This window comes from Pseudomonas sp. 05N433, assembly GCF_056396925.1.
Genome location: NZ_JBFTML010000021.1, coordinates 1 through 26131 on the forward strand (window position 1 = coordinate 1; position 26131 = coordinate 26131).

Consider the following 26131-nt stretch of genomic DNA (forward strand, 5'->3'; position numbering starts at 1 on the left):
TAGCGACAGTTATTCACAGGGCTTAATCCACAGAAAAGGGCTGACCGAGCAAATCCCGGGCACGGAAAATCTGCCCGAACAGAAAAATCTGCTCGGGAGCGGAGGGCTATTTCAGAAGAAGAGGGGCAGACAGGCCAGAACGGCCTGTCTGTGGGTAACGCAGAAGGACTATTTACCGATGCAGAAGCTGGAAAAGATCCTGCCCAGCAGATCATCGGAGCTGAATGCCCCGGTGATCTCGCCCAAAGACTGCTGGGCTTGCCGCAAATCTTCGGCCAGCAGTTCACCGGCACCCGCTAACGTCAGCTGTGCGCGGCCGTGTTCGAGGGACGCACTCGCATGGCGCAGTGCCTCCAGGTGACGCCTGCGAGCACTGAAGCTGCTTTCAGAGGTCTGCTCGTAACCCATGCAGGCCTTGAGATGCTCGCGCAACAACTCCAGGCCTTCGCCGGCGGACCTGGCACTGAGGCTGATCGTGACGTGGCCATCGTTACTGACTTCCAGGGCAATTGCTTCGCCCGTCAGGTCTGCCTTGTTACGAATCAGCGTCACTTTTGCCGGATCCGGGCGGGTTTCGAGGAATTCAGGCCACAAGGCAAATGGATCAATGGCCTCGGGAGCCGTGGCATCGACCACCAGCAATACCCGATCCGCCTCGCCGATGGCTTTCAATGCCCGTTCGACGCCGATTTTCTCGACCTGATCGTCGGTATCCCGCAGCCCGGCAGTGTCGACCACATGCAACGGCATGCCATCGATGTGGATATGTTCGCGAAGAATGTCCCGGGTCGTGCCGGCAATCTCGGTCACGATCGCGGCTTCACGTCCGGCCAGGGCATTCAGAAGGCTGGACTTGCCGGCATTCGGCCGACCGGCGATGACTACCGTCATGCCGTCACGCAGCAAGGCCCCCTGCCCGGCTTCCCGAAGCACTGTGGATAATTCGTCGCGCACTTTGTCCAGCATGCTCAGCACGTGGCCATCGGCGAGGAAGTCGATTTCTTCTTCGGGGAAGTCGATAGCCGCTTCGACGTAAATGCGCAGGCCTATCAATTGCTCGGTTAGGTTATGCACACGCTGGGAAAACGCCCCTTGCAACGAACGCAGGGCATTTCGTGCTGCCTGTGCAGAACTCGCCTCGATCAGGTCGGCAATGGCTTCGGCCTGAGCCAGATCAAGCTTGTCATTGAGGAAGGCGCGCTCGCTGAATTCACCCGGTCGGGCCAGACGGCAGCCCAGTTCAAGGCAGCGTTTGAGCAACATATCCAGGACGATTGGTCCGCCGTGGCCCTGCAGCTCCAGCACATCTTCGCCGGTGAACGAATTCGGTCCCGGGAAATACAGTGCGATGCCTTCGTCCAGCACCTCTTCGTTTTCACTGAGGAACGGGCCGTAATGGGCGAACCGCGGTTTCAGCTCGCGGCCGCTGATGGCTTTGGCCGCCACACTCGCCAGCGGCCCGGAAATACGGACGATGCCCACACCGCCGCGACCTTGAGCGGTGGCAACGGCAGCGATGGTTTCACGAGGAACGCTCATAAACCGGTATCCAGACAAAAGTGACAGATAGCAAAACGCCCCACTAGGGGGCGTTTTGAGTGGTTATCCACAGTGTAAATCAGGCAGCTGCTTTGGTAGCCGCTTCGATCTTACGAGTGATGTACCACTGTTGGGCGATCGACAGGCAGTTGTTCACTACCCAGTACAGTACCAGACCGGCCGGGAACCACAGGAAGAAGAAGGTGAAGATGATTGGCATCAGCTTCATCACCTTGGCCTGCATTGGATCCGGAGGCGTCGGGTTCAACTGCTGCTGGATGAACATGGTTGCGCCCATGATGATCGGCAGAATGAAGAACGGATCCTTGATCGACAGGTCAGTAATCCACAGCATGAATGGCGCCTGGCGCATTTCCACGCTTTCCAGCAGAACCCAGTACAGCGAAAGGAAAACCGGCATCTGCACCAGGATTGGCAAGCAGCCACCCAGTGGATTGATCTTCTCTTTCTTGTACAGCTCCATCATGGCTTGCGACATTTTCTGCCGGTCTTCGCCATGTTGCTCTTTCAGCGCGGCCAGTTTCGGTGCCACTGCACGCATGCGCGCCATGGATTTGTAGCTGGCGGCCGACAACGGGAAGAAAATCCCCTTGATCAGCATGGTCAGGAAGATGATCGAGAAGCCCCAGTTACCAACCAGTGCGTGGATATGTTGCAGCAACCAGAAGATTGGCTGGGCAATGAACCACAGAATGCCGTAGTCGACGGTCAGTTCCAGACCTGGGGATAACTGTTTCAGCACAGCCTGGCTTTTTGGACCTGCGTACAGAACGGCGCTGGTTTCAACTTTGGCACCTGGCGCAGCAGTCAGCGAAGGACCGGTGTAGCCGATGATGTAGTTGCCTTTGCTGTCTTTACGGGTCTGGACGACGTTGTTTTCGCCCTTGGCCGGAATCCATGCGGTCACGAAATAGTGCTGCAACCAGGCAACCCAGCCACCGCTGACGGTTTCTTTCAGCTGAGCCTTGTCCATGTCCTTCATCGACACTTTCTTGTACGGCTCGTTACTTGTCCACAGGGCGGCGCCCAGGTAAGTCGCGGTGCCGGTGGCAGTGCTGGAAGAAGGATCGGAACTGGCGTCACGCTTCAGTTGCGCGAACATTGCACCGGACCAGGGCTGAGCGCTCTGGTTGTCGATCAGGTAGGAAACGGTTACGTCATACAGGCCACGTTTCAGGGTGAAACGCTTGATGTAGTTGACGCCGTCCTTGCTGAACTTCAGGTCCACGACCAATTGGTCCTGACCGTCAGCCAGTTGATAAATCTTCTTCTCGGAGGAGTAAACCGGACGACCGGCAGGACTTGCGTCCGGACCGTTGGTGCCGATCAGGCCGCTCTGAGCCAGATAAGTCCGCTCGTTGCCGTTATCGAACAACTGGAATGGAATTTCCGGATGGTCCTGGCGACGTGGATACAGCGGCAGCGTCAACTGGGCAACATCGCCACCTTGTGGATCGATGGCCAGGTTGAGCACATCCGTTTTGATCTGGATGAGGTCTTTGCTTGCAGCCACTGGCGTTTCAGCAGGTGCAGTTGCACTGGTATCGCTTGCAGCGCGCGGGATGTCGTCACTGGCGGAAGCATTATTGCCAGTCGCCGTATCCGGTAGACCCGGTGCGGTAGTACTGGAAGCAACATTCTGAGTCGGCAGGGCAGCCTGGCCATAGTCCTGGTTCCATTTAAGAACCATAACGTAGGACACGATTGCCAGGGCGACGATCAGGATCGTGCGTTTGATATCCATGATTACTCGGCCATCGAAGAAGAACGGGAGGTAGGGATAGGTGGAACCGGGTCATAACCACCGGGATTCCACGGATGACAGCGACCTAAACGACGAAAGGTCAGCCAGCCACCGCGCAGAAGGCCATGATTTTCTATGGCTTCTAACGCGTAGCAGGAACAACTGGGGTAGAAACGACAGTGATTGGCCATCAGGGGACTAATGGCATAGCGATAAAACTGGATCGGAACGAGTGCCAGTTTACGCATCGGGACTGTCTACCCCTACAGTTTCGGCTTTGACTGCTGGTACCGGCTTGCTGCGTGCCAGACGTTTCCAGAGTTTGCCGAAATGCTGAATCAATTCGGGGTTTTCTACGTCACCCAAACCTTTGCGCGCGACGATAACAATGTCCCAACCGACCAGTGAATCCTGGTTCAGGCGAAACGATTCGCGCATCAGACGTTTGAGGCGATTGCGCTCGACGGAGAGCTTTACGCTCTTTTTCCCGATAACCAGCCCGAGACGGGGGTGATCAAGATCGTTATTGCGCGCAAGGAGCAGGAGATTTTTCCCCGGAACCTTGCCGGTAGGGGAGTCAAAGACTGCCTTGAAATGCCGGGGAGTAAGCAGACGCTTATCCCGACTGAAGTCCTGACTCACCTCCAGTGCCGGATTATCAAACTGCCAGACGCGCACGACCTTTGGCGCGACGACGCGACAGGACGGCACGACCGTTCTTGGTAGCCATGCGAGCACGGAAACCGTGGGTACGAGCGCGTTTGATAGTGCTTGGTTGGAAAGTACGTTTCATTGTCGTGTTACCTGGTTCGTCCACAACGGGCCGGAATGGCCCCCGTTTTAAGAGACCGGGGATTCTAGAGAAAGCAAGCCTCTAGGTCAATTTCCAACCAACGTTTCCTTATAAATAGATCTCCAGAGGATTTGCTCGTCCGCAGGTCGTTCGCTAGATATAGAAATAAAGAAGGGAATTATTTAAAGCTTTTCTGTAAAGCTTGTAAAAGCTAGGCACGCGATCATCTGTGGATAACTGCCTTAAGCCCTTAAAAACCGTGATGTACAGAGAATGACAACTACAGTGGAAAACGGTGATCAGCCTGTGCTGCGCTATCGGATAAGCTGTGTGTGGAAAGGTCAGTTATCCACAGGCAGGTTATCCACCGAGTTTCGCCCCCACTTGTCCAGTGCCCTCATGGGCGGTTATCCACAGAGCTTATGCACATACCGTTGGTCTTCTTTTTGAGAGTTAACGCGTTGATAATTCATGCCCTGTGCGCAACCTGCATGTGGATAAGTGGGCGTCTGGCCGCTACAATGACCGCTTGTTTTTGCCTCACCGGCTTTCAACTTAGGGGATATCCGTGTCAGTGGAACTTTGGCAGCAGTGCGTGGAGCTTTTGCGCGATGAGCTGCCTGCCCAACAATTCAACACTTGGATCCGCCCGCTACAGGTCGAAGCCGAAGGCGACGAGTTGCGTGTCTACGCACCGAATCGTTTTGTTCTCGACTGGGTCAACGAAAAGTACCTGGGCCGCGTCCTTGAACTGCTGGATGAGCACGGCAATGGCATGGCGCCGGCGCTTTCCTTATTAATAGGCAGCAAACGCAGTTCGGCACCGCGTGCGGCACCCAATGCCCCGTTGGCCGCTGCGGCGTCCCAGGCTCAGGCGGCGGCCGCACCGGTCAGCGCTCCAGCCCCTGCTCCGGCGGCGGCACCGACCAAGCGTTCGACGCAAAAAGTTGCCGAGGTCAGTGAAGAGCCGTCCCGCGACAGCTTCGACCCTATGGCCGGCGCCAGTTCGCAACAGGCCCCGGTTCGTTCCGAGCAGCGCACGGTGCAGGTCGAAGGTGCGCTCAAGCACACCAGCTACCTGAACCGCACTTTCACCTTCGAGAACTTCGTCGAAGGTAAGTCCAACCAACTGGCACGGGCTGCGGCCTGGCAGGTGGCGGACAACCCCAAGCACGGTTACAACCCGCTCTTCCTTTATGGTGGCGTCGGTTTGGGTAAAACCCACTTGATGCACGCTGTGGGTAACCACCTATTAAAGAAGAACCCGAATGCCAAGGTCGTGTACCTGCATTCGGAGCGTTTCGTGGCCGACATGGTCAAGGCGCTGCAGTTGAACGCGATCAACGAGTTCAAGCGCTTCTACCGTTCGGTGGATGCGYTGCTGATCGATGACATTCAGTTCTTYGCTMRYAARGARCGWTCGCAGGAAGAGTTYTTCCACACCTTCAACGCCCTGCTCGAAGGTGGCCAGCAGGTCATTCTCACCAGTGACCGCTATCCGAAAGAAATTGAAGGCCTTGAAGAACGCCTTAAATCCCGCTTTGGCTGGGGCCTGACGGTTGCCGTCGAGCCGCCGGAGCTGGAAACCCGTGTAGCGATCCTGATGAAAAAGGCCGACCAGGCCAAAGTCGATCTGCCACACGACGCGGCATTCTTCATCGCCCAGCGTATTCGCTCCAACGTCCGTGAGCTGGAAGGCGCGCTCAAACGCGTGATCGCCCACTCGCACTTTATGGGTCGCGACATCACCATCGAGTTGATTCGCGAATCCCTGAAAGACTTGTTGGCGTTGCAAGATAAACTGGTCTCTGTGGATAACATTCAGCGCACCGTCGCTGAGTATTACAAGATCAAGATCTCCGACCTGCTGTCCAAGCGTCGTTCACGCTCGGTAGCACGTCCGCGTCAGGTCGCTATGGCGTTGTCCAAGGAATTGACCAACCACAGCCTGCCGGAAATCGGCGATGTGTTTGGCGGCCGCGACCACACGACTGTTTTGCACGCCTGCCGCAAGATCAACGAGCTTAAGGAATCCGACGCGGACATCCGCGAGGACTACAAGAACCTGCTGCGTACACTGACCACTTGATGAACACCAGCGCAGCTTATTAAGGCAAGGGACTAGACCATGCATTTCACCATTCAACGCGAAGCCCTGTTGAAACCCCTGCAACTGGTCGCAGGCGTCGTCGAGCGCCGACAGACCTTGCCGGTGCTTTCCAACGTGCTGCTGGTTGTCGAAGGCCAGCAACTGTCGCTGACCGGTACCGACCTGGAAGTCGAGCTGGTCGGTCGTGTGCAACTCGAAGAGCCTGCAGACCCGGGTTCCATCACTGTGCCTGCGCGCAAGCTGATGGACATCTGCAAGAGCCTGCCAAACGACGCGCTGATCGACATCAAGGTCGATGAGCAGAAGCTCGTGGTGAAGGCCGGCCGTAGCCGCTTCACCCTGTCGACCCYGCCGGCCAACGACTTCCCGACGGTGGAAGAAGGCCCGGGTTCGCTGACCTGCAGCCTTGAGCAAAGCAAACTGCGTCGCCTGATCGAACGCACCAGCTTCGCCATGGCGCAGCAGGACGTGCGTTATTACCTCAACGGCATGCTGCTGGAAGTCTCGGCCGGGATCATCCGCGCTGTGGCGACCGACGGTCACCGTCTGGCCATGTGCTCGATGCAGGCCGATATCGGTCAGCCGGATCGTCATCAGGTCATCGTGCCACGCAAAGGTATCCTGGAACTGGCACGTCTGCTGACCGAACCGGACGGCAACGTCAGCATCGTGCTGGGCCAGCACCACATCCGTGCTACCACCGGCGAGTTCACCTTCACCTCGAAACTGGTCGACGGTAAATTCCCTGACTACGAGCGTGTTCTGCCTAAAGGTGGCGACAAGCTGGTACTCGGCGATCGCCAGGCCCTGCGTGAAGCGTTCAGCCGTACCGCGATTCTGTCCAACGAGAAGTACCGCGGCATCCGTCTGCAGCTGGCCAACGGTCAGCTGAAGATCCAGGCGAACAACCCGGAGCAAGAGGAAGCGGAAGAAGAAGTGGGCGTTGAGTACAACGGCGGCTCTCTGGAAATCGGCTTCAACGTGAGCTATCTGCTCGACGTATTGGGCGTGATGACCACCGAGCAGGTTCGCCTGATCCTGTCCGACTCCAACAGCAGTGCGCTGGTGCAAGAGTCCGACAACGACGACTCGGCTTACGTTGTCATGCCGATGCGTCTGTAATCATGCTCAGCAGAAGCTAGATGTCCTTAAGTCGCGTCTCGGTCACCGCGGTGCGCAATCTGCACCCGGTGACCTTCTCCCCCTCCCCCCGAATCAACATTCTTTACGGCGCCAACGGCAGCGGCAAAACCAGTGTTCTGGAAGCCATTCATCTGCTGGGGCTTGCCCGTTCGTTTCGTAGCACCCGCCTGTTGCCGGTTATTCAGTACGAACAATTGGCGTGCACAGTATTTGGCCAGGTCGAATTGGCCGAGGGTGGGCACAGCGCATTGGGGATATCTCGCGATCGTCAGGGAGAGTTCCAGATCCGTATCGACGGGCAGAACGCCCGTAGTGCGGCACAACTGGCGGAGATCCTGCCGCTGCAGTTGATCAACCCGGACAGCTTCCGCCTGCTGGAAGGCGCGCCGAAGATTCGCCGGCAGTTTCTCGACTGGGGTGTGTTCCACGTGGAACCGCGATTCATGTCTACGTGGCAGCGCTTGCAGAAGGCCTTGCGCCAGAGAAACTCTTGGCTGCGGCATGGTACACTTGACGCCGTTTCGCAAGCGGTTTGGGACAGGGAACTGTGCCAGGCCAGCGATGAAATAGATGAATACCGCCGCGCTTACATCAAAGCCTTGAAACCAGTCTTTGAACAGACCTTGAGCGAACTGGTTGAGCTTGAGGGCTTGACGCTCAGCTATTACCGAGGCTGGGACAAAGACCGTGAGTTGAGTGCAGTGCTCGCTGGATCCCTTCAGCGGGATCAGCAAATGGGTCATACCCAGGCCGGACCACAACGGGCTGATTTGCGTCTCCGATTAGGCGCACATAACGCCGCGGACATTTTGTCCCGTGGTCAGCAGAAGTTGGTGGTCTGTGCATTGCGGATTGCCCAAGGGCACTTGGTCAGCCAGGCCCGACGCGGCCAGTGTATTTATCTGGTGGATGACTTGCCGTCCGAACTGGACGAGCACCACCGTCGCGCGCTTTGCCGCTTGCTGGAAGACTTACGCTGCCAGGTTTTTATCACCTGTGTAGATCACGAATTATTGAGGGAAGGCTGGCAGACGGAAACGCCAGTCGCTTTGTTCCACGTGGAACAGGGCCGTATCACCCAGACCCACGACCATCGGGAGTGAAGGCATTGAGCGAAGAAAATACGTACGACTCAACGAGCATTAAAGTGCTGAAAGGCCTGGATGCCGTACGCAAACGTCCCGGTATGTACATTGGTGACACCGACGATGGCAGCGGTCTGCACCACATGGTGTTCGAGGTGGTCGATAACTCGATCGACGAAGCTTTGGCCGGCCACTGCGACGACATCAGCATCATCATCCACCCGGATGAATCCATCACTGTTCGCGACAACGGTCGTGGCATCCCGGTAGACGTGCATAAAGAAGAAGGCGTTTCGGCGGCCGAGGTCATCATGACCGTGCTGCACGCCGGCGGTAAGTTCGACGACAACTCCTACAAGGTTTCCGGTGGTCTGCACGGTGTAGGTGTATCGGTGGTTAACGCCCTGTCCGAAGAACTGGTCCTGACCGTTCGCCGCAGCGGCAAGATCTGGGAACAGACCTACGTCCACGGTGTTCCGCAAGAACCGATGAAAATCGTTGGCGACAGCGAATCCACCGGTACCCAGATTCACTTCAAGCCTTCGGCTGACACCTTCAAGAACATCCACTTCAGCTGGGACATCCTGGCCAAGCGGATTCGCGAACTGTCCTTCCTCAACTCCGGTGTCGGCATCGTCCTCAAGGACGAGCGCAGCGGCAAGGAAGAGTTGTTCAAGTACGAAGGTGGTCTGCGTGCATTCGTTGAATACCTGAACACCAACAAGACTGCGGTCAACCAGGTGTTCCACTTCAACATCCAGCGTGAAGACGGCATCGGTGTGGAAATCGCCCTGCAGTGGAACGACAGCTTCAACGAGAACCTGTTGTGCTTCACCAACAACATTCCACAGCGCGATGGCGGTACTCACCTGGTGGGTTTCCGTTCGGCACTGACGCGTAACCTGAACACCTACATCGAAGCTGAAGGCCTGGCGAAGAAGCACAAAGTCGCCACCACCGGTGACGATGCCCGCGAAGGCCTGACGGCGATCATTTCGGTGAAAGTGCCGGATCCGAAGTTCAGCTCCCAGACCAAAGACAAGCTGGTGTCTTCCGAAGTGAAGACCGCGGTCGAACAGGAAATGGGCAAGTACTTCTCCGACTTCCTGCTGGAAAACCCGAACGAAGCCAAGCTGGTCGTCGGCAAGATGATCGACGCGGCGCGTGCGCGTGAAGCGGCGCGTAAAGCCCGTGAGATGACCCGTCGTAAAGGCGCGCTGGACATCGCCGGCCTGCCGGGCAAACTGGCGGACTGCCAGGAAAAAGACCCTGCCCTTTCCGAACTGTACCTCGTGGAAGGTGACTCTGCTGGCGGCTCCGCCAAGCAGGGACGTAACCGCAAGACCCAGGCCATCCTGCCATTGAAGGGCAAGATCCTGAACGTCGAGAAGGCGCGCTTCGACAAGATGATCTCTTCGCAAGAAGTGGGCACCTTGATCACCGCGCTAGGCTGCGGCATCGGTCGCGACGAGTACAACATCGACAAGCTGCGTTATCACAACATCATCATCATGACCGATGCTGACGTCGACGGTTCGCACATCCGTACCCTGCTGCTGACCTTCTTCTTCCGTCAGCTGCCGGAGCTGATCGAGCGTGGCTACATCTACATCGCTCAGCCGCCGCTGTACAAAGTGAAGAAAGGCAAGCAAGAGCAATACATCAAAGACGACGACGCCATGGAAGAGTAYATGACGCAGTCGGCCCTGGAAGATGCGAGCCTGCACCTGAACGAAGAAGCCCCGGGTATCTCCGGTGAAGCTCTCGAGCGTCTGGTGAATGACTTCCGTCTGGTGATGAAGACCCTCAAGCGCCTGTCGCGCCTGTACCCGCAGGAACTGACCGAGCACTTCATCTACCTGCCAGCCGTGAGCATGGAGCAACTGTCCGACCACGCAGCGATGCAGGATTGGCTGGCTCAGTACGAAGTTCGCCTGCGCACCGTCGAGAAGTCCGGCCTGGTCTACAAGGCCAGCCTGCGCGAAGACCGTGAACGTAATGTCTGGCTGCCAGAGGTCGAACTGATCTCCCACGGCCTGTCGAACTACGTCACCTTCAACCGCGACTTCTTCGGCAGCAACGATTACAAGACCGTCGTTTCCCTGGGCGCTCAACTGAGCACCCTGTTGGACGATGGCGCTTATATCCAGCGTGGCGAACGCAAGAAAGCCGTCACCGAATTCAAGGAAGCCCTTGAATGGTTGATGGCCGAAAGCACCAAGCGTCATACCATCCAGCGATACAAAGGTCTGGGTGAGATGAACCCTGATCAGCTGTGGGAAACCACCATGGATCCGGGCTCGCGCCGCATGCTCAAAGTGACCATCGAAGACGCCATCGGCGCCGACCAGATCTTCAACACCCTGATGGGTGATGCGGTCGAACCTCGCCGTGACTTCATCGAAAGCAACGCCTTGGCGGTGTCCAACCTGGACTTCTGATCCGGCAGGACCGCTAAAACAAAAAAGGCCAACGCTATGCGTTGGCCTTTTTTATTGATCGAAGGAATGTAACAGCTGTTCACTCGCTGGCAGTCGCTACGCTCTCAAGCCGATACCCATACCCGTAAATCGTCAGCAGTTGCCAACCGCGATCAGCCGTCAGACCCAGCTTGTTGCGCAGGCGATAAATATGAGTATCCAGAGGCCGGGAGGACACGATTTCTTCATGGGTCCAAAAGCGTTCATACAAGTATTCACGGGACAAAGGTCGGCCCAGATTGGCGAACAGGCAGCGGGCGAGACGGTATTCCCGTTCGGTCAGGCTGATGGGGGTGCAGGCACGGGTAACAGTGAGTTCGGCGTCGTCGAATTCGAGGTCATTGAATGTGAGTATTTCGGTGGCTGCCGCGCGTTGCAGTCCATGCCGACGAAGCACGGCGCTCACCCGAGCCATCAGCTCGTTGGGACGAAACGGTTTGCTCACGTAATCGTCGGCTCCGGCGTTCAAGGCCTGGACGATATCGCTTTCGGTATCGCGACTGGTGAGCATGATCGCGGCCGGTGGTGAGTCCATGTGTTCCCGGGTCCAGCGCAACAACGACWGACCGCTGATGTCGGGCAATTGCCAGTCGAGGATCAGCAGATCGAAAGTTTCCCGGCGAAGTTGCCGTAACAGGTCCTCTCCCCGCTCGAAACTGTGCAACGTCCACGTCTGCTCCCCCGTGACGGGGATCTGTCGCAGTGTCTGTTCCACCCGGCGGAGTTCGGCGGGTTCGTCATCCAGTATTGCGACACGCATGCCGAGTGCTTCCTTCATCTCGTAAGTGCAACGGTTAAGAAAATTCCTGCGGGAGTTTAGGCTGATTGGTTGAATCTGAACAATTGTGGCGAATTGCTGTGAACTTCCCAAGTGTGGATACGCTGATATCACTTAGCCTGTAGGCGATGAATTATCGGCAGAATGCTCCAGAGGGACTGTGGGAAAAAATGCGTCTAAAGATTATCTTTAACGGGTTTACAAGATTAACAGCGTTGATGTTGGCCGCGGGTCTCGGATTGGGATGCACCACGGTCCAGTCAATATCTGTCATCGAGCAGAATGTTGCACCGCGTTACTTCGGCCCGGCAGAGACGAACACGGTGATGGGCGACTCGCCAGGCTTTGCCCCGGTGCACTCCGCACAGGTGGAAGCCGCCCAGCTCGACATTCGTTCGGCGCAACAACGTTGGGTGTTTTAGGCGCCTTCAGTCAATTCTGAACAAATATTGAGAATGACCGCGCAAGGTCGCTTATGCCGGTAAATTCGTTTTCGCTGAGCGGCACAGGGGCATTGGGATGTGCTCCGACGCAGGGAGCGTCAATGCCAAACTGCAGGACCGTCGATCGCCGGTTTTCGGCGAGTCTGCAGTTCAGGGGAAAAACACATGGAGTGCCTGCTCGGTTCCGACACAGGGATGTGTCATCTCATTTCCTTTGCACCCATGGCTATCTGCCAGAGCATCCGGTCAGGTATCGTGCGTCAGCGCGGGCGTTTCCCGGCATGATTTGTATAAGAGCATAAAAGCCAATCCATGAACCTCATGACCTTATTGCTCCCACGCCGTTCTGGCGTTTGTCTTTTACTGGTTGCCGGGTTGATGGAATTGTTCACCCAGAGTGCATCGGCGGCTGCCGCCTCGGCAAAACGTCTGCCTTATATCGATGATAATCAACAATGTCGCGGCCAACCGCTGCCCGCGACTGTCGAACATCTGACTGGCGAAGCCTGGAAGCTGGATGCCAAAGGTAAACAGACGCCACTGCAGGAAGGCATGCCGATCGACGAGCGGGAAGGCATCAAGACCTCGCCCTCGGCGTTTGTCAGCCTTTCCCTGGGTGATGGCTCGCGGGTAGTGCTGCCTTCCAGCTCCCAGATCACGCTACACCTCAATGAAGAACATTCGATCCCTCAGGTTATCCTCGAGCAGGGTCAGGTCGAGTCGTATGTGATCAAGCGTGCCAGCGACCATGATCGTTTTCAGATCGTCACGCCGGTCGGTGTACTGGGCGTACGGGGTACGCACTTCCGGGTGCGCAACGATGATGGTGGCCAGGCATTACTGGAAGTGCTGAATGGGCAAGTGGCGGTCAATCGTGATGAGGAACTGTCGCGCCCCCGCTCTGCCCGCTCCACTGCCAAACGGACTCAGGGCCCTGAGGATGATGAAGTCCAGGTCATGGCCCGTCAGGGCTTGCGTATTCAGAAACAAGGCACGTTGACGCCAATCGACTTGTTACCTGCCCCACGTTTGTTGGGGCAGGCCGGTCAAACGGGTAATGTGCCTGTCTGGCAATTGATCATGAAGCCCATCGAAGGCGCCACGCGTTATCGGGCGCAAGTGGCCACCGACGCGAACTTTCTGGACATCAAGCAAGAGCAGTTTTCCAGCACGCCCGAGGTCAAATTCAGCGGGCTGAAAGCGTTGTTCTACCATGTTCGCCTGTCGGCGTATGACGCTCAGGGGTTAGAAGGAGAGACCGGGGTGTATGACATTTTCTATTACCCCAGGACCACGCGTGTCCAATAGCGCCCTGGCCGACGACCGATGAAGGGCCGCCCAAGGAAGGACGGCCGCGAGCCGACCCAGGCTCAGCGGCTGTTTCGGCGGATGGTCCGCGAGTGGCTGTGGGTCAGCCTGATCCTGTTGCCGCTGACGGCAGTGCTGTCCATGACCCATGGCCTGGTCTTGAGCAATCTGCTGTACGACAACCTKCGTCGGCTGAGCCCGCTGCCGGTGGACCCACGAATACTCATCGTCACGATCGATGACTACAGCTTGCAGCAGCTAGGCAAATGGCCTTGGTCGCGGGCCATGCACGCGCAGTTGCTTGATCGGCTAGGCGCTGCGAACGCCAAAGGCATTCTGTTCGACGTGATTTTCAGCGAGCCCGATAGCCATCCCGGCAACGATCAGCTTCTGGCCCAGGCGGCCTGCCGTGCCGGAAATGTCTTCGTGCCGTTGCTGCGTGAAGGCGTGGCGCGTTATGGACAGCCTTTGGGGGAAATTGAACCGGTGGCGCCACTGAGCCATTGCGTCAAAGGCATCGGGCACATCAATGCCCAAGCGGATGCCGACGGGATCGTGCGCAGTGTGTATTTAAGCGAAGGACCGGCACAACAAACACGCGCGCAACTGGCCTGGCTGCTGTACGAACAGACCCTTGCCGACAAGGAGAATGTACCGATGCCCGGGACCCCGGCCCTGCCGTCGACGCAAGGCTGGCAGCGAGCCCACAAAATACGGATTCCTTTCATCCGTTCCGATGCGGGTTTTCCCAGTGTGCCCTACGTCAGCGTCTTGCGCGGTGAAGTCCCGCCCGAATTGCTGCGCGATCGCTTGATCCTGATCGGCTCCACCGCTCCAGGTTTGGGGGACCGTTACGTGACACCGCAATCGGCGAGCATGGGCACCACCCCGGGCATCGAAATTCAGGCAAATATCCTCAATGGGTTGCTGCAACAGCGCAACATTGTGGCTCTCGATGAACGTTTGGCGGCGTTGTTATCGGTGGTGATTGTCGGTGAGTTGCTGGGCCTTATGTTGGTGCGTCCGCGTCGCGCGTTATGGCTGACCCTGGGGGCAATGGCGGTCGCGCTGCTGGGTTCGAGCCTGCTGTTGCGTCTTGGTTGGTGGTGGTCACCGGCCGCGAGTCTGCTGGGTATGCTGTTGGGTTACCTGATCTGGAATTGGCGAAGGCTGAATGCGGTGCTCGCCTATTTCGGCTGGGAACTGGCGCGTCTGGACAGCGAGCCGAAAGTGTTTCCCGAACGCCGTCGGACCCAGGCCCCGGCTGGCGATGTGCTGCAAGGGCAAATCGTCGCGCTGGAACAGGCCATGAGCCGGACACGTGACACCCGGCGTTTCATTGCCGATGGCCTTGAGTACTTGCCGGTGGCGACGCTGATCAGCGATCCGAATGGGCGCATTCTGTTGGCCAACCGTAAGGCTCGGGAGATATTTTCCAGCAGCCTGGTGGGCGAGGAGATGCTCGAGCAACTGAGCGAGTTGGGTTACCCGGTGCCGTCCGATGGAACGCTGCCGGCGTTGTCGACCCTGGAGCTGCTGGAGTTTCGTGACACTCAGGCACGCAGCCTGCGTCTGGACCTGGCGCCGCTGTTGCCGGCCGAGGGCGACTCGGTGATTGGCTGGTTACTGAGCCTCACTGACTTGAGCGTCGAACGGGACGCCGAGGAGCAGCGGGCCGTGTTGCTGCGTTTTCTGTCTCATGACCTGAGGGCCCCCCACTCGGCGATTCTGGCTTTGCTCGACGTTCAGCGGCATCAGGTGTCTGGCGACACTCAAGTGTTCAGTCAGATCGAGTTACAAGTGCGCAAGGCGCTGAACCTGACCGAGGCCTTTGTGCAGTTGGCAAAGGCTGAATCCGAGGCCTATCAGTTTCAGCCGAGCATGTTCGCGATGTTGCTGCTCGATACTTTTGACCAGGCCTCGAGCATCGCTCATCTGAAGAACATTCAGTTGCTGCATGACCTCGACGAAGATGCTGAAGCGCTGGTCCTGGCCGATCAGTCGTTACTGACACGGGCACTGTTCAACCTGCTGGAAAACGCCATCAAGTACAGTCCGGCGRGTTCGCGGATCACCGTGCGGGTGAGTTGTACCGAGGGTTGGTTAACGTGCGAGATAGTCGACCAGGGCCGAGGGATTGCCGTCGAAGAGCTTCCCGAGCTGTTCAGTCAGTATCGACGCTTTGCATCGGCTCACGGCAGTGACGGCCTGGGGTTGGGGTTGTCCATGGTCAAGGCGGTGGTGGATCGTCACGGCGGGCGGATTTCCTGTCATAGCGTGGTAGGACAAGGCACGACGTTCAGTGTCCAGCTACCCCTTTTGAGCGAGTGAGCCTGATCATTTTTACAGGCATAAAAAAACCGGCTATATCAGCCGGTTTTTTTACGTCCGAAAAAAACTTATGCACGTTTTCCGAAGTTTTATTTGCTTAAGAAATATGTATAAAAATCAAAAGCTTAAAAACTAAATACAGCGATTTTCAACGAAACGGTACACAGGTTATCCACAGAACTTCAGACAGTCACTTGGTCGGTCGCACTCGGTGCTGCCGGGGCTGCTGGCAGCGAACCCATTTCGCGCTGCATCTGTTCGTTCCAGGCCTGCACCCGGTCATTCAGGTCGGCGATGGCCCGTGGCCCGCTACCCTCGGCGTACATCGGGGCGCCGATGATCACGGTGATCACGCCCTGCTTTTTGGCCCAACCGGTTTTTGGCCAGAACTTGCCGGCATTGTGTGCAATTGGCAGCACGGGCAATGACGCATTGACGGCCAACGCGGTGCCGCCTCGGGAGAACTTGCCGATGGTGCCGTAGGGAACGCGAGTCCCCTCCGGGAAAATCAGCACCCAGACATTGTCCTTGAGCAGTTCATCGCCCTTCTTCGCTACATGCTTGAGCGCGGCTTTCGGGTTGTCGCGGTCGATGGCGATCGGCCGCAGCATGGCCATGGCCCAGCCGAAGAACGGCACGTAGAGCAGTTCGCGCTTGAGCACCTGGCTCAACGGTTCGAAGTAGGCCGAGAGAAAGAACGTCTCCCAGGTGCTCTGGTGGTTCGACTGAATCACGCAGGGCTGTTCAGGCACATTCTCGGCGCCCTTCACTTCGTAGCGAATACCCAGAAAGACTTTGCTCAGCCACAAGGCGCAGCGGCACCAGTACACGTTGATAAAGCGATAACGCGCCTTGAACGGCAGAAACGGCGCGATAAAAAAGCTCAGGGTGCACCAGAGTAACGAACTGGTGCCCAGCAGCAGGTAAAAGAGGAAAGTTCTGATGGCCTGCAGTATCGACATGGCGACATTTACCGTTGCGGGCACTGCCCGCCTATTCAAGCGCACTCCCGATCAGTCCTTGGCCAGGATGTCAGAAGAGCCTTAGTTGTGGATAAGTTCTGCGGCAATCGCCGCCAGATCGTCAAAAATCAAGGTGCCTGCCGGTAGGGTCTTGCCCTGAGTCTTTTCGCCTTTCCCGGTCTTTACCAAAACTGGCTGACAGTCGACGGCTTTGGCGGCCTCCAGGTCACCGAGAGTATCGCCGACGAACCATAGATTCGTCAGCGAAACGTTGTAATGCGCGGCGATGGTTTTCAACATCCCGGGTTTTGGCTTGCGGCAATCGCAGCCATCGTCTGGCCCGTGCGGGCAATAGACGATCAGACCGACTTCGCCGCCCTGCTCTGCCACCAACTCGCGCAAGCGGGCGTGCATGGTCTCCAGGGTGGCGATGTCGTAATAGCCGCGAGCGATGCCCGACTGGTTGGTGGCGACCGCCACCGTCCAGCCGGCCTTGCTCAACTGCGCGATCGCTTCGATCGAACCGGGGAGTGGAATCCACTCCTCCACCGACTTGATGTACGCGTCGGAGTCGTAATTGATCACCCCGTCCCGATCGAGAATCAGCAGTTTCAACAGCAGCTCCTCAGCCCAGCAACGAAATGTCGGCGACGCCGAGGAACAACCCACGCAGACGCGCCAGCAGCGCATAGCGGTTGGCTCGCACCTTGGCGTCTTCGGCGTTGACCATCACGGCTTCGAAGAACGCATCCACTGGTTCGCGCAATGCGGCCAGACGCGCCAGCGATTCGCTGTACTGACGGGCAGCGGCCATTGGCTGCACAGCCTGGTCTGCCTGCTGGATCGCCGAATACAGCGAGAACTCGTTGGCGTTGTCGAAGTACTTGGCTTCAACGACCGTCGGCACGGAGCCTTCGACTTTGCTCAGCAGGTTCGACACGCGCTTGTTCACGGCGGCCAGGGCAGCGGCTTCCGGCAATTTGCGGAACGCTTCTACCGCTTGTACACGCTGGTCGAAGTCCAGGGCCGAACCCGGCTTCAGGGCACGTACCGACAGGTAGGTCGCGACGTCCACGCCTTCGTCTTCGTAACGGGCACGCAGACGGTCGAAGATGAACTCCAGCACGGCATCATTAAGGCCGGCAGCCTTGACCTTGGCACCGAACGCATTCACGGCGAAGGCCACGGCGTCGTTCAGGTCGAGGTCGAGCTTCTTGTCGATCAGGATCCGCAACACACCCAGCGCGGCGCGGCGCAGGGCATACGGGTCTTTGCTGCCGGTCGGCAGCATGCCGATACCGAAAATGCCCACCAGGGTGTCGAGCTTGTCGGCAATGGCCACGGCCGCACCGGTCAGGGTGGTAGGCAGTTCAGCGCCGGCACCGCGCGGCATGTACTGCTCGTTCAGCGCCAGGGCGACGTCTTCCGGCTCGCCGTCGTTGAGGGCGTAGTAGTAACCGGCGACACCTTGCATCTCCGGGAACTCACCGACCATTTCGGTCGCCAGGTCGCACTTGGACAGCAGGCCGGCACGCGCCGCCCAGGAAGCGTTACCGCCGATGCGAGCGGCAATGTAGGCCGCCAGTTTCGACACGCGCTCGGCCTTGTCGTAGACACTGCCGAGTTTTTCCTGGAACACCACGTTCTGCAGACGCAGATTGAATTCTTCGAGTTTTTGCTTCTTGTCTTGCTTGAAGAAGAACTCGGCGTCGGTCAGGCGTGGGCGAACCACTTTCTCGTTACCGGCGATGATCTGCTGTGGATCCTTGCTTTCGATGTTGGCCACGGTAATGAAACGAGGCAGCAACTTACCGTCGGCATCCAGCAGGCAGAAGTACTTCTGATTGTCCTGCATGGTGGTGATCAGCGCTTCTTGCGGCACGTCGAGGAAACGTTCTTCGAACGAGCACACCAGCGGCACCGGCCATTCAACCAGCGCGGTCACTTCGTCGAGCAGGGCTTGCGGAACGATCGCCGTACCTTCCTGCATGGTCGCCAGTTCATTGGTGCGCTTGCTGATCAGCTCGCGACGCTCGTTGGCATCGGCCAGTACATAAGCAGCACGCAGATCGTTCAGGTAGTTGGCCGGCGAGGTGATGCGCACGCTTTCAGGGTGGTGGAAGCGGTGACCACGGGAATCGCGGCCGGCCTTCTGGGCGAGGATGGTGCAGTCGATGACGTGGTCACCGAGCAGCATCACCAACCATTGGGTCGGACGAACGAATTCTTCCTTGCGAGCACCCCAGCGCATGCGCTTGGGGATCGGCAGGTCGTTCAGGGAATCTTCGACGATGGTCGGCATCAGGCTCGCGGTCGGCTTGCCGGCGATGCTTTGGCTGTAGCGCAGCTTCGGGCCGCTCTGATCGATTTCGCTCAGCTCGACGCCGCACTTCTTGGCGAAGCCCAGGGCTGCTTGAGTCGGGTTGCCTTCGGCATCGAACGCAGCCTGACGTGGCGGGCCGTCGAGGTTGATGCTGCGATCCGGCTGCTGGGTCGCCAGCGCGGTAATCAGCACGGCCAGACGACGCGGCGCGGCGTAGACGGTTTTGCTCTCGTAGTTCAGGCCCGCGGCTTGCAGGCCTTTGTCGATACCGGCCAGGAATGCCTCGGCCAGGGTGTTCAGCGCTTTGGGTGGCAGTTCTTCGGTGCCCAGTTCAACCAGAAAATCTTGAGCACTCATTGTGCAGCCTCCAGCTTGGCCAGTACTTCATCACGCAGGTCCGGGGTCGCCATCGGGAAGCCGAGCTTGGCGCGAGCCAGCAGATAGGCTTGCGCGACGGAACGCGCCAGGGTGCGTACACGCAGAATGTATTGCTGACGCGCGGTCACCGAGATCGCCCGGCGCGCATCCAGCAGGTTGAAGGTGTGGGAAGCCTTCAACACCATTTCGTAGCTCGGCAACGGCAGCGGCTGGTCGAGTTCGATCAGGCGCTTGGCTTCGCTTTCATAGAAGTCGAACAGTTCGAACAGCTTCTCGACGTTGGCGTGTTCGAAGTTGTAGGTCGACTGCTCCACTTCGTTCTGGTGGAACACGTCGCCGTAGGTCACCTTGCCGAACGGACCGTCAGCCCAGACCAGGTCGTAGACCGAGTCCACGCCTTGCAGGTACATGGCCAGACGCTCCAGACCGTAAGTGATCTCGCCCGTCACCGGGTAGCACTCGATGCCGCCCGCTTGCTGGAAGTAAGTGAACTGAGTCACTTCCATGCCGTTGAGCCAGACTTCCCAGCCCAGACCCCAGGCGCCCAGCGTTGGCGACTCCCAGTTGTCTTCGACGAAACGGATGTCATGCACCAGCGGGTCCAGACCCACGTGCTTGAGGGAGCCCAGGTACAGTTCCTGGAAGTTGTCCGGGTTCGGCTTCAGCACTACCTGGAACTGATAGTAGTGCTGTAGACGGTTCGGGTTTTCACCGTAGCGGCCGTCAGTCGGGCGACGACTGGGCTGCACATAAGCGGCGTTCCAGGTTTCCGGGCCRATGGCGCGCAGGAACGTGGCAGTGTGGAAAGTGCCGGCGCCTACTTCCATATCGTAGGGCTGAAGTACCACACAACCTTGCTCGGCCCAGTATTGCTGGAGGGCGAGGATCAAGTCTTGGAAGGTACGCACGGCTGGCGTAGGCTGGCTCACGAAATTCACCTGTTTCTTGGGCTGCGATTTAAAGAGCGGGAGTATACCCGATTCGGTCCTGCGCACGCCCCCTGGAGCCTTATGCCACGCTGCTTTTGGTGTACCGAAGATCCGCTGTACATGGCTTATCACGATCAGGAGTGGGGCACGCCGCTACGCGATGCGCAGGGATTGTTCGAGTTGCTTTTGCTCGAAGGGTTCCAGGCCGGGCTTTCCTGGATCACTGTATTGCGCAAGCGAGAGCGTTATCGCGAGGTGCTGTTCGGCTTCGACGTGCAGCGCGTGGCGCAGATGAGCGATGCGGAAATCGATGAATTGATGCTCGATCCGGGGATCATCCGCAATCGTCTCAAACTCAACGCAGCCCGGCGCAATGCCCAGGCCTGGCTGGAGCTGGAAGACCCGGTGGCGTTTCTCTGGTCGTTCGTCGGCGGCACGCCGGTGATCAATCATTTCAAGGATCGCAGTGAAGTGCCGGCGGTGACACCGGCCGCCATCGAGATGAGTAAAGGCCTGAAAAAAGCCGGCTTCACGTTCGTCGGCCCGACCATTTGTTACGCGCTGATGCAGGCTTCAGGCATGGTCATGGACCACACCCTGGATTGCGTTCGCTACGCCACGTTGACGAACGGCGGTTAGAATAGCCGCCTCGCGCACAGCACAAGATCAGGAGTGACCTGTGGATAAGTTTAAAGGCGCCTTGCTGGTAGGCGCTCTGCGGCTGTTTGCCCTACTGCCATGGCGGGCAGTGCAGGCGGTGGGTTCGGCGATTGGCTGGATCATGTGGAAAACCCCCAACCGTTCCCGCGACGTGGTGCGGATCAACCTCGCCAAGTGCTTTCCGCAGATGGACCCGGCCGAGCGTGAGCGTCTGGTGGGTCAAAGCCTGAAAGACATCGGCAAGTCTCTGACTGAAAGCGCCTGCGCGTGGATCTGGCCGGCCCAGCGTTCCATTGAACTGGTGCGCGAAGTCGAAGGCCTCGACGTTTTGAAAGAGGCGTTGGCGTCCGGTAAAGGCGTGGTTGGCATCACCAGCCACTTGGGCAACTGGGAAGTGTTGAACCACTTCTATTGCAGCCAGTGCAAACCGATCATTTTCTACCGTCCGCCAAAACTGAAGGCGGTGGATGAGTTGCTGCGCAAGCAGCGGGTGCAATTGGGTAACCGGGTGGCGGCTTCCACCAAGGAAGGCATCCTCAGCGTGATCAAGGAAGTGCGCAAGGGGGGCGCGGTAGGCATTCCGGCTGACCCGGAACCGGCCGAATCCGCCGGGATCTTCGTGCCGTTCTTCGCCACTCAGGCCCTGACCAGCAAATTCGTGCCGAACATGCTCGCCGGTGGCAAAGCGGTCGGCGTGTTCCTGCATGCCCTGCGGCTGCCGGACGGTTCGGGTTACAAAGTGATTCTCGAAGCCGCGCCAGAGGCCATGTACAGCACCGATACCGAAACCTCCTGCGCGGCCATGAGCCAGGTAGTCGAGCGCTACGTGCGGGCTTATCCGAGCCAGTACATGTGGAGCATGAAGCGCTTCAAGAAGCGTCCACCGGGCGAAGCACGCTGGTATTGAGGTTGCTGTGGATAACTCCGCAGGCTGCGATCTATTGATCTTGGCCTGCGTTACCGCTGATCAGTGCGCCTGTCGCTCAAGCTTTTTCAGAAACACCGTCATCTCCTTCTCCGCCTGCTTGTCGCCATGGGCGCGGGCAGCTTCCAGACCCTGCTCCCAAGCCTGTCGCGCCGCCGCATAATCCGCCAGCGCCAGATGGGCCTTGCCCAAGAGCTTCCAGGCTGCCGAATACTTCGGATCGAACTCGACGCAGCGCTGGAAATGCTCTGCGGCCTTGGCGTTTTCCCCAAGATCCAGATAACCCTTGCCCAGGCCGAAGCGCAGCAATGAGTTATCCACACCCTTGGCGAGCATTTTTTCCAGGGATTCGATCATTGGGTGGCACCTCTGGTTTTTTGGGGGAGTTCGAAATCGCCTTCGCGGGCAAGCCTCGCTCCTACACGGTTCAGTCGTTCGCATAATAGCTGGACGGCTCAAACCTGTAGGAGCGAGGCTTGCCCGCGAAGAGGCCTTCGGATCAGAAGAAGCTCAACCCCACATGGAACAGCTTCTCCACATCCCGAATATGCTTCTTATCCACAAGGAACAGAATCACATGGTCGCCGGTTTCGATCACGGTGTCGTCGTGGGCGATGATCACTTCTTCATCGCGGATGATCGCGCCGATGGTGGTGCCCGGTGGCAGGCCGATGTTTTCGATGGCCTTGCCGATCACCTTGCTCGACTTCGCATCGCCGTGGGCAATCGCCTCGATGGCTTCCGCCGCGCCCCTGCGCAGTGAGTGCACGCTGACAATGTCCCCGCGCCGGACGTGGGCCAGCAAGGTGCCGATGGTCGCCAGTTGCGGACTGATGGCGATGTCGATGTCGCCGCCCTGGATCAGGTCGACGTAGGCCGGGTTGTTGATGATCGTCATCACCTTCTTCGCGCCCAGGCGCTTGGCCAGCAGCGAAGACATGATGTTGGCTTCGTCGTCGTTGGTCAGGGCGAGGAAAATATCGGCGTCGGCGATGTTCTCTTCCAGCAACAGATCCCGGTCTGAAGCACTGCCCTGCAACACCACGGTGCTGTCGAGGTTGTCCGAGAGGTAGCGGCAGCGGGCCGGGTTCATCTCGATGATCTTCACCTGGTAACGGCTTTCGATGGCCTCGGCCAGGCGTTCACCGATCTGCCCGCCACCGGCGATGACGATGCGTTTGTAGCTTTCATCGAGGCGGCGCATTTCGCTCATCACTGCGCGAATGTTCGCTTTGGCGGCGATGAAAAACACTTCGTCGTCAGCCTCGATCACCGTATCGCCTTGGGGCAGGATCGGCCGGTCACGACGGAAAATCGCCGCGACGCGGGTTTCGACATTCGGCATGTGTTCGCGTAACTGGCGCAATTGCTGGCCCACCAGCGGCCCGCCGTAGTACGCCTTGACCGCTACCAGCTGCGCTTTGCCTTCGGCGAAGTCGATCACCTGCAATGCGCCCGGATGCTGGATCAGGCGCTTGATGTAATTGGTGACTACTTGCTCCGGACTGATCAGCACGTCGACCGGAATCGCTTCGTTGTCGAACAGTTCGGCACGGGTCAGGTACGCGGCTTCGCGGACCCGGGCGATCTTGGTGGGGGTGTGGAACAGGGTGTGGGCGACCTGACAGGCGACCATGTTGGTTTCGTCACTGTTGGTCACGGCCACCAGCATGTCAGCGTCGTCGGCACCAGCCTGCCGCAGTACGGTTGGCAGCGAACCGCGACCCTGCACGGTGCGGATGTCCAGCCGATCGCCAAGGTCGCGCAGGCGTTCGCCATCGGTGTCGACCACGGTGATGTCGTTGGCCTCGCTGGCCAAGTGTTCTGCCAGCGAACCGCCGACCTGCCCTGCGCCGAGGATGATGATCTTCATCCAGTCACTCCCTTAAACCCGGTTAACCGCGCGCGGCGGCAATCTTGATCAGCTTGGCGTAGTAGAACCCGTCGTGGCCGCCTTCCTGGGCCAGCAACTGGCGACCATGGGGCTGCTTGATGCCGGCGGCCGTGGCGAGGTCCAGTTCACGGGCGCCTGGCGTGCGGGCGAGGAACGCTTCGATGACTTCGGTGTTTTCGGTCGGCAGCGTGGAGCAGGTGGCGTAAAGCAGAATGCCGCCCACCTCCAGAGTTATCCACATGGCGTCGAGCAGTTCGCCCTGAAGCACCGCCAGTGCGGCGATGTCGTCGGGTTGGCGGGTCAGTTTGATATCCGGGTGACGGCGGATCACCCCGGTGGCCGAGCATGGCGCGTCGAGCAGAATGCGCTGGAACGGTTTGCCGTCCCACCAGGTGGCGGTGTCGCGACCGTCGGCGGCAATCAATTCTGCGCTCAGGCCCAGGCGTGCGAGGTTTTCCCGCACCCGCACCAGACGCTTGGCTTCCAGATCCACAGCCACCACGCCGGCCAGTTTGGGCTCGGCCTCAAGGATGTGGCAGGTCTTGCCGCCCGGTGCGCAGCAGGCGTCCAGCACCCGCTGGCCCGGCGCGAGGTCCAGCAGATCGGCGGCCAGTTGTGCGGCTTCGTCCTGCACGCTGATCCAGCCTTCGGCGAAACCCGGCAGGCTGCGCACGTCGGCAGCAGCATCGAGAATGATGCCGTCGCGACTATAAATGCAGGGCTTGGCGGCCACGCCAGCGTCACTCAGCAAGCCAAGGTAAGCGTCGCGAGTGTGATGACGACGGTTGACCCGCAGAATCATCGGCGGGTGTGCGTTGTTCGCTGCGCAAATGGCTTCCCATTGTTCAGGCCAGAAGGCCTTGAGGGATTTTTGCAGCCAGCGCGGGTGGGCGGTGCGCACCACCGGGTCGCGTTCCAGCTCGGCCAGCAGCGCTTCGTTTTCCCGTTGGGCGCGGCGCAGTACGGCGTTGAGCAAGGCTTTGGCCCACGGCTTTTTCAGTTTATCGGCGCAACCGACGGTTTCGCCGATGGCGGCGTGAGCCGGGACGCGGGTATAGAGCAGTTGATAAAGCCCCACCAGCAACAGCGCCTCGACATCGGCATCAGCCGCCTTGAACGGCTTTTGCAGCAGCTTGGCCGCCAACGCCGACAAACGCGGCTGCCAGCGAGCCGTGCCGAACGCCAGGTCCTGGGTGAAGCCGCGATCGCGGTCTTCGACCTTGTCCATTTGTGTCGGCAGAGAACTGTTGAGTGAGGCTTTTCCGTTAAGGACTGCAGCAAGTGCCTTGGCGGCGGCCAGACGTGGGTTCATTGAGCGTCTGCCGTTTGACCGAGGACGGTGCCGACGGCAAATTTCTCACGACGGCTGTTGAACAAGTCGCTGAAGTTCAGTGCCTTGCCGCCGGGTAATTGCAGACGGATCAGGCACAGCGCCTGTTCACCGCAGGCGACGATCAAGCCGTCCTTGCTGGCGCTGAGGATTTTCCCCGGTGCGCCCTGCCCTTCGGCCAGGCTTGCGGCCAACACTTTCAGCGCTTCGCCGTTCAGCGTGCTGTGGCAGATCGGCCATGGATTGAAGGCGCGAACCAGACGCTCCAGCTCAACCGCCGGGCGGTTCCAGTCGATGCGCGCTTCGTCCTTGTTCAATTTGTGTGCGTAGGTGGCGAGGCTGTCGTCCTGCACTTCGCCTTCCAGTGTGCCCGCAGCCAGGCCGGCAATCGCCTGGATCACGGCCGGTGGGCCCATTTCTGCGAGGCGATCGTGGAGGCTGCCGCCGGTGTCTTCGGCGCTGATCGGCGTGGTGACCTTGAGCAGCATCGGTCCGGTATCGAGGCCGGCTTCCATGCGCATCACGGTCACGCCGCTTTCGCTGTCGCCCGCTTCAACGGCACGCTGGATCGGCGCCGCACCGCGCCAGCGTGGCAGCAAGGAGGCGTGGCTGTTGATGCAACCCAGGCGTGGGATATCCAGCACCACTTGCGGCAGGATCAGGCCGTAGGCGACCACCACCATCAAATCCGGTTTCAGCGCGGCCAGTTCCGCCTGAGCGTCTTCGTTGCGCAGGGTTGGCGGTTGCAACACCGGGATGTTGTGCTCCAGAGCCAATTGCTTGACCGGGCTTGGCATCAGCTTCTGTCCACGGCCCGCCGGACGGTCCGGTTGGGTGTAGACCGCAACGATCTCGTAAGGACTGCCCAGCAGGGCCTTGAGGTGTTCGGCGGCGAATTCCGGGGTGCCGGCAAAGACAATGCGCAGTGGCTCAGTCATGGAAGCTCTCAATTGCA

Annotated in this window: 23 protein-coding genes; 9 read left to right on the forward strand and 14 right to left on the reverse strand. The window is 58.8% G+C overall.

Features of this window, described 5'->3' with window-relative positions; genetic code table 11:
- Positions 1 to 168 precede the first annotated feature (168 nt).
- The 5 genes from mnmE to rpmH form a co-directional block, all read right to left on the reverse strand.
- Positions 169 to 1539: a tRNA uridine-5-carboxymethylaminomethyl(34) synthesis GTPase MnmE gene (gene mnmE, locus AC1DIS_RS13435; RefSeq protein WP_064621183.1), complete on the reverse strand. Its 1371-nt coding sequence runs from the start codon at positions 1537 to 1539 to the stop codon at positions 169 to 171.
- 79 nt (positions 1540 to 1618) lie between these two features.
- Positions 1619 to 3304, reverse strand: a complete 1686-nt coding sequence (yidC, locus tag AC1DIS_RS13440; protein ID WP_018927323.1) for a membrane protein insertase YidC — start codon at positions 3302 to 3304, stop codon at positions 1619 to 1621.
- A gap of 2 nt (positions 3305 to 3306) precedes the next feature.
- Positions 3307 to 3552, reverse strand: coding sequence for a membrane protein insertion efficiency factor YidD (gene yidD / locus AC1DIS_RS13445; protein ID WP_003213574.1), 246 nt, complete (start codon positions 3550 to 3552; stop codon positions 3307 to 3309).
- Entirely contained in the window at positions 3545 to 3946 is a 402-nt protein-coding gene (rnpA, locus tag AC1DIS_RS13450; RefSeq protein ID WP_026286513.1) for a ribonuclease P protein component, read from the reverse strand. The genes yidD and rnpA overlap by 8 nt, the downstream gene beginning before the upstream one ends.
- A 16-nt stretch (positions 3947 to 3962) precedes the next feature.
- Positions 3963 to 4097 (reverse strand): 50S ribosomal protein L34, encoded by a 135-nt coding sequence (gene rpmH, locus AC1DIS_RS13455; protein ID WP_003213577.1) that lies wholly within the window; start codon positions 4095 to 4097, stop codon positions 3963 to 3965.
- A gap of 568 nt (positions 4098 to 4665) precedes the next feature.
- Between rpmH and dnaA the strand changes: the two genes are divergently transcribed.
- The 4 genes from dnaA to gyrB are packed head-to-tail and all read left to right on the forward strand — an operon-like array spanning position 4666 to position 10876.
- Positions 4666 to 6186: a chromosomal replication initiator protein DnaA gene (gene dnaA / locus AC1DIS_RS13460; protein WP_477780918.1), complete on the forward strand. Its 1521-nt coding sequence runs from the start codon at positions 4666 to 4668 to the stop codon at positions 6184 to 6186.
- 39 nt (positions 6187 to 6225) lie between these two features.
- The gene (dnaN, locus tag AC1DIS_RS13465; protein WP_477780919.1) at positions 6226 to 7329 is read left to right on the forward strand and encodes a DNA polymerase III subunit beta; all 1104 of its coding nucleotides are present in this window, start codon (positions 6226 to 6228) and stop codon (positions 7327 to 7329) included.
- A gap of 20 nt (positions 7330 to 7349) precedes the next feature.
- Positions 7350 to 8453: a DNA replication/repair protein RecF gene (gene recF, locus AC1DIS_RS13470; protein WP_018927321.1), complete on the forward strand. Its 1104-nt coding sequence runs from the start codon at positions 7350 to 7352 to the stop codon at positions 8451 to 8453.
- A 5-nt stretch (positions 8454 to 8458) separates the two neighbouring features.
- Positions 8459 to 10876 carry a DNA topoisomerase (ATP-hydrolyzing) subunit B gene (gene gyrB, locus AC1DIS_RS13475; RefSeq protein WP_007934319.1) on the forward strand — a complete coding sequence of 806 codons (2418 nt, stop codon included), beginning with the start codon at positions 8459 to 8461 and terminating at the stop codon, positions 10874 to 10876.
- Positions 10877 to 10955: 79 nt separating this feature from the next.
- Here the strand turns inward: gyrB and AC1DIS_RS13480 are convergent, their stop codons facing one another.
- Entirely contained in the window at positions 10956 to 11675 is a 720-nt protein-coding gene (locus AC1DIS_RS13480; RefSeq protein ID WP_477780920.1) for a response regulator transcription factor, read from the reverse strand.
- A 236-nt stretch (positions 11676 to 11911) separates the two neighbouring features.
- On the opposite strand from AC1DIS_RS13480, the gene AC1DIS_RS13485 reads away from it, so the two are divergent.
- From AC1DIS_RS13485 to AC1DIS_RS13495, 3 genes are all read left to right on the forward strand, one after another.
- Positions 11912 to 12115 (forward strand): hypothetical protein, encoded by a 204-nt coding sequence (locus AC1DIS_RS13485; protein ID WP_172901216.1) that lies wholly within the window; start codon positions 11912 to 11914, stop codon positions 12113 to 12115.
- A gap of 342 nt (positions 12116 to 12457) precedes the next feature.
- Entirely contained in the window at positions 12458 to 13444 is a 987-nt protein-coding gene (locus AC1DIS_RS13490; RefSeq protein ID WP_064615640.1) for a FecR family protein, read from the forward strand.
- 18 nt (positions 13445 to 13462) lie between these two features.
- A complete protein-coding gene (locus AC1DIS_RS13495; protein WP_477780921.1) occupies positions 13463 to 15775 on the forward strand; it encodes a CHASE2 domain-containing protein in 2313 nt (770 codons plus the stop codon).
- Between the two features lie 182 nt (positions 15776 to 15957).
- Here AC1DIS_RS13495 and AC1DIS_RS13500 read toward each other — a convergent pair whose 3' ends face one another.
- The 4 genes from AC1DIS_RS13500 to glyQ form a co-directional block, all read right to left on the reverse strand.
- Complete coding sequence (locus tag AC1DIS_RS13500; protein WP_018927315.1) at positions 15958 to 16737, reverse strand: lysophospholipid acyltransferase family protein; 780 nt, start codon at positions 16735 to 16737, stop codon at positions 15958 to 15960.
- Between the two features lie 81 nt (positions 16738 to 16818).
- Positions 16819 to 17358, reverse strand: coding sequence for a D-glycero-beta-D-manno-heptose 1,7-bisphosphate 7-phosphatase (gene gmhB, locus AC1DIS_RS13505; RefSeq protein ID WP_167331188.1), 540 nt, complete (start codon positions 17356 to 17358; stop codon positions 16819 to 16821).
- A 4-nt stretch (positions 17359 to 17362) separates the two neighbouring features.
- On the reverse strand, positions 17363 to 19417 hold the full coding sequence (gene glyS, locus AC1DIS_RS13510) for a glycine--tRNA ligase subunit beta (protein ID WP_019651238.1): 2055 nt from the start codon (positions 19415 to 19417) through the stop codon (positions 17363 to 17365).
- Positions 19414 to 20367 (reverse strand): glycine--tRNA ligase subunit alpha, encoded by a 954-nt coding sequence (gene glyQ, locus AC1DIS_RS13515; protein ID WP_003213601.1) that lies wholly within the window; start codon positions 20365 to 20367, stop codon positions 19414 to 19416. The genes glyS and glyQ overlap by 4 nt, the downstream gene beginning before the upstream one ends.
- 81 nt (positions 20368 to 20448) lie before the next feature.
- Between glyQ and tag the strand changes: the two genes are divergently transcribed.
- Positions 20449 to 21006 carry a DNA-3-methyladenine glycosylase I gene (gene tag, locus AC1DIS_RS13520; protein WP_477743524.1) on the forward strand — a complete coding sequence of 186 codons (558 nt, stop codon included), beginning with the start codon at positions 20449 to 20451 and terminating at the stop codon, positions 21004 to 21006.
- Positions 21007 to 21046: 40 nt separating this feature from the next.
- Positions 21047 to 21934, forward strand: a complete 888-nt coding sequence (locus AC1DIS_RS13525) for a lysophospholipid acyltransferase (protein WP_019580330.1) — start codon at positions 21047 to 21049, stop codon at positions 21932 to 21934.
- A gap of 60 nt (positions 21935 to 21994) precedes the next feature.
- Here the strand turns inward: AC1DIS_RS13525 and AC1DIS_RS13530 are convergent, their stop codons facing one another.
- From AC1DIS_RS13530 to fmt, 4 genes are all read right to left on the reverse strand, one after another.
- Positions 21995 to 22309, reverse strand: a complete 315-nt coding sequence (locus tag AC1DIS_RS13530; RefSeq protein WP_018927310.1) for a tetratricopeptide repeat protein — start codon at positions 22307 to 22309, stop codon at positions 21995 to 21997.
- Positions 22310 to 22451: 142 nt separating this feature from the next.
- Positions 22452 to 23825, reverse strand: coding sequence for a Trk system potassium transporter TrkA (trkA, locus tag AC1DIS_RS13535; protein ID WP_018927309.1), 1374 nt, complete (start codon positions 23823 to 23825; stop codon positions 22452 to 22454).
- Positions 23826 to 23847: 22 nt separating this feature from the next.
- Positions 23848 to 25158 carry a 16S rRNA (cytosine(967)-C(5))-methyltransferase RsmB gene (rsmB, locus tag AC1DIS_RS13540; protein WP_026286510.1) on the reverse strand — a complete coding sequence of 437 codons (1311 nt, stop codon included), beginning with the start codon at positions 25156 to 25158 and terminating at the stop codon, positions 23848 to 23850.
- Entirely contained in the window at positions 25155 to 26114 is a 960-nt protein-coding gene (gene fmt, locus AC1DIS_RS13545; RefSeq protein ID WP_477743523.1) for a methionyl-tRNA formyltransferase, read from the reverse strand. Before fmt ends, rsmB begins: the two co-directional genes overlap by 4 nt.
- Positions 26115 to 26131: the final 17 nt, after the last annotated feature.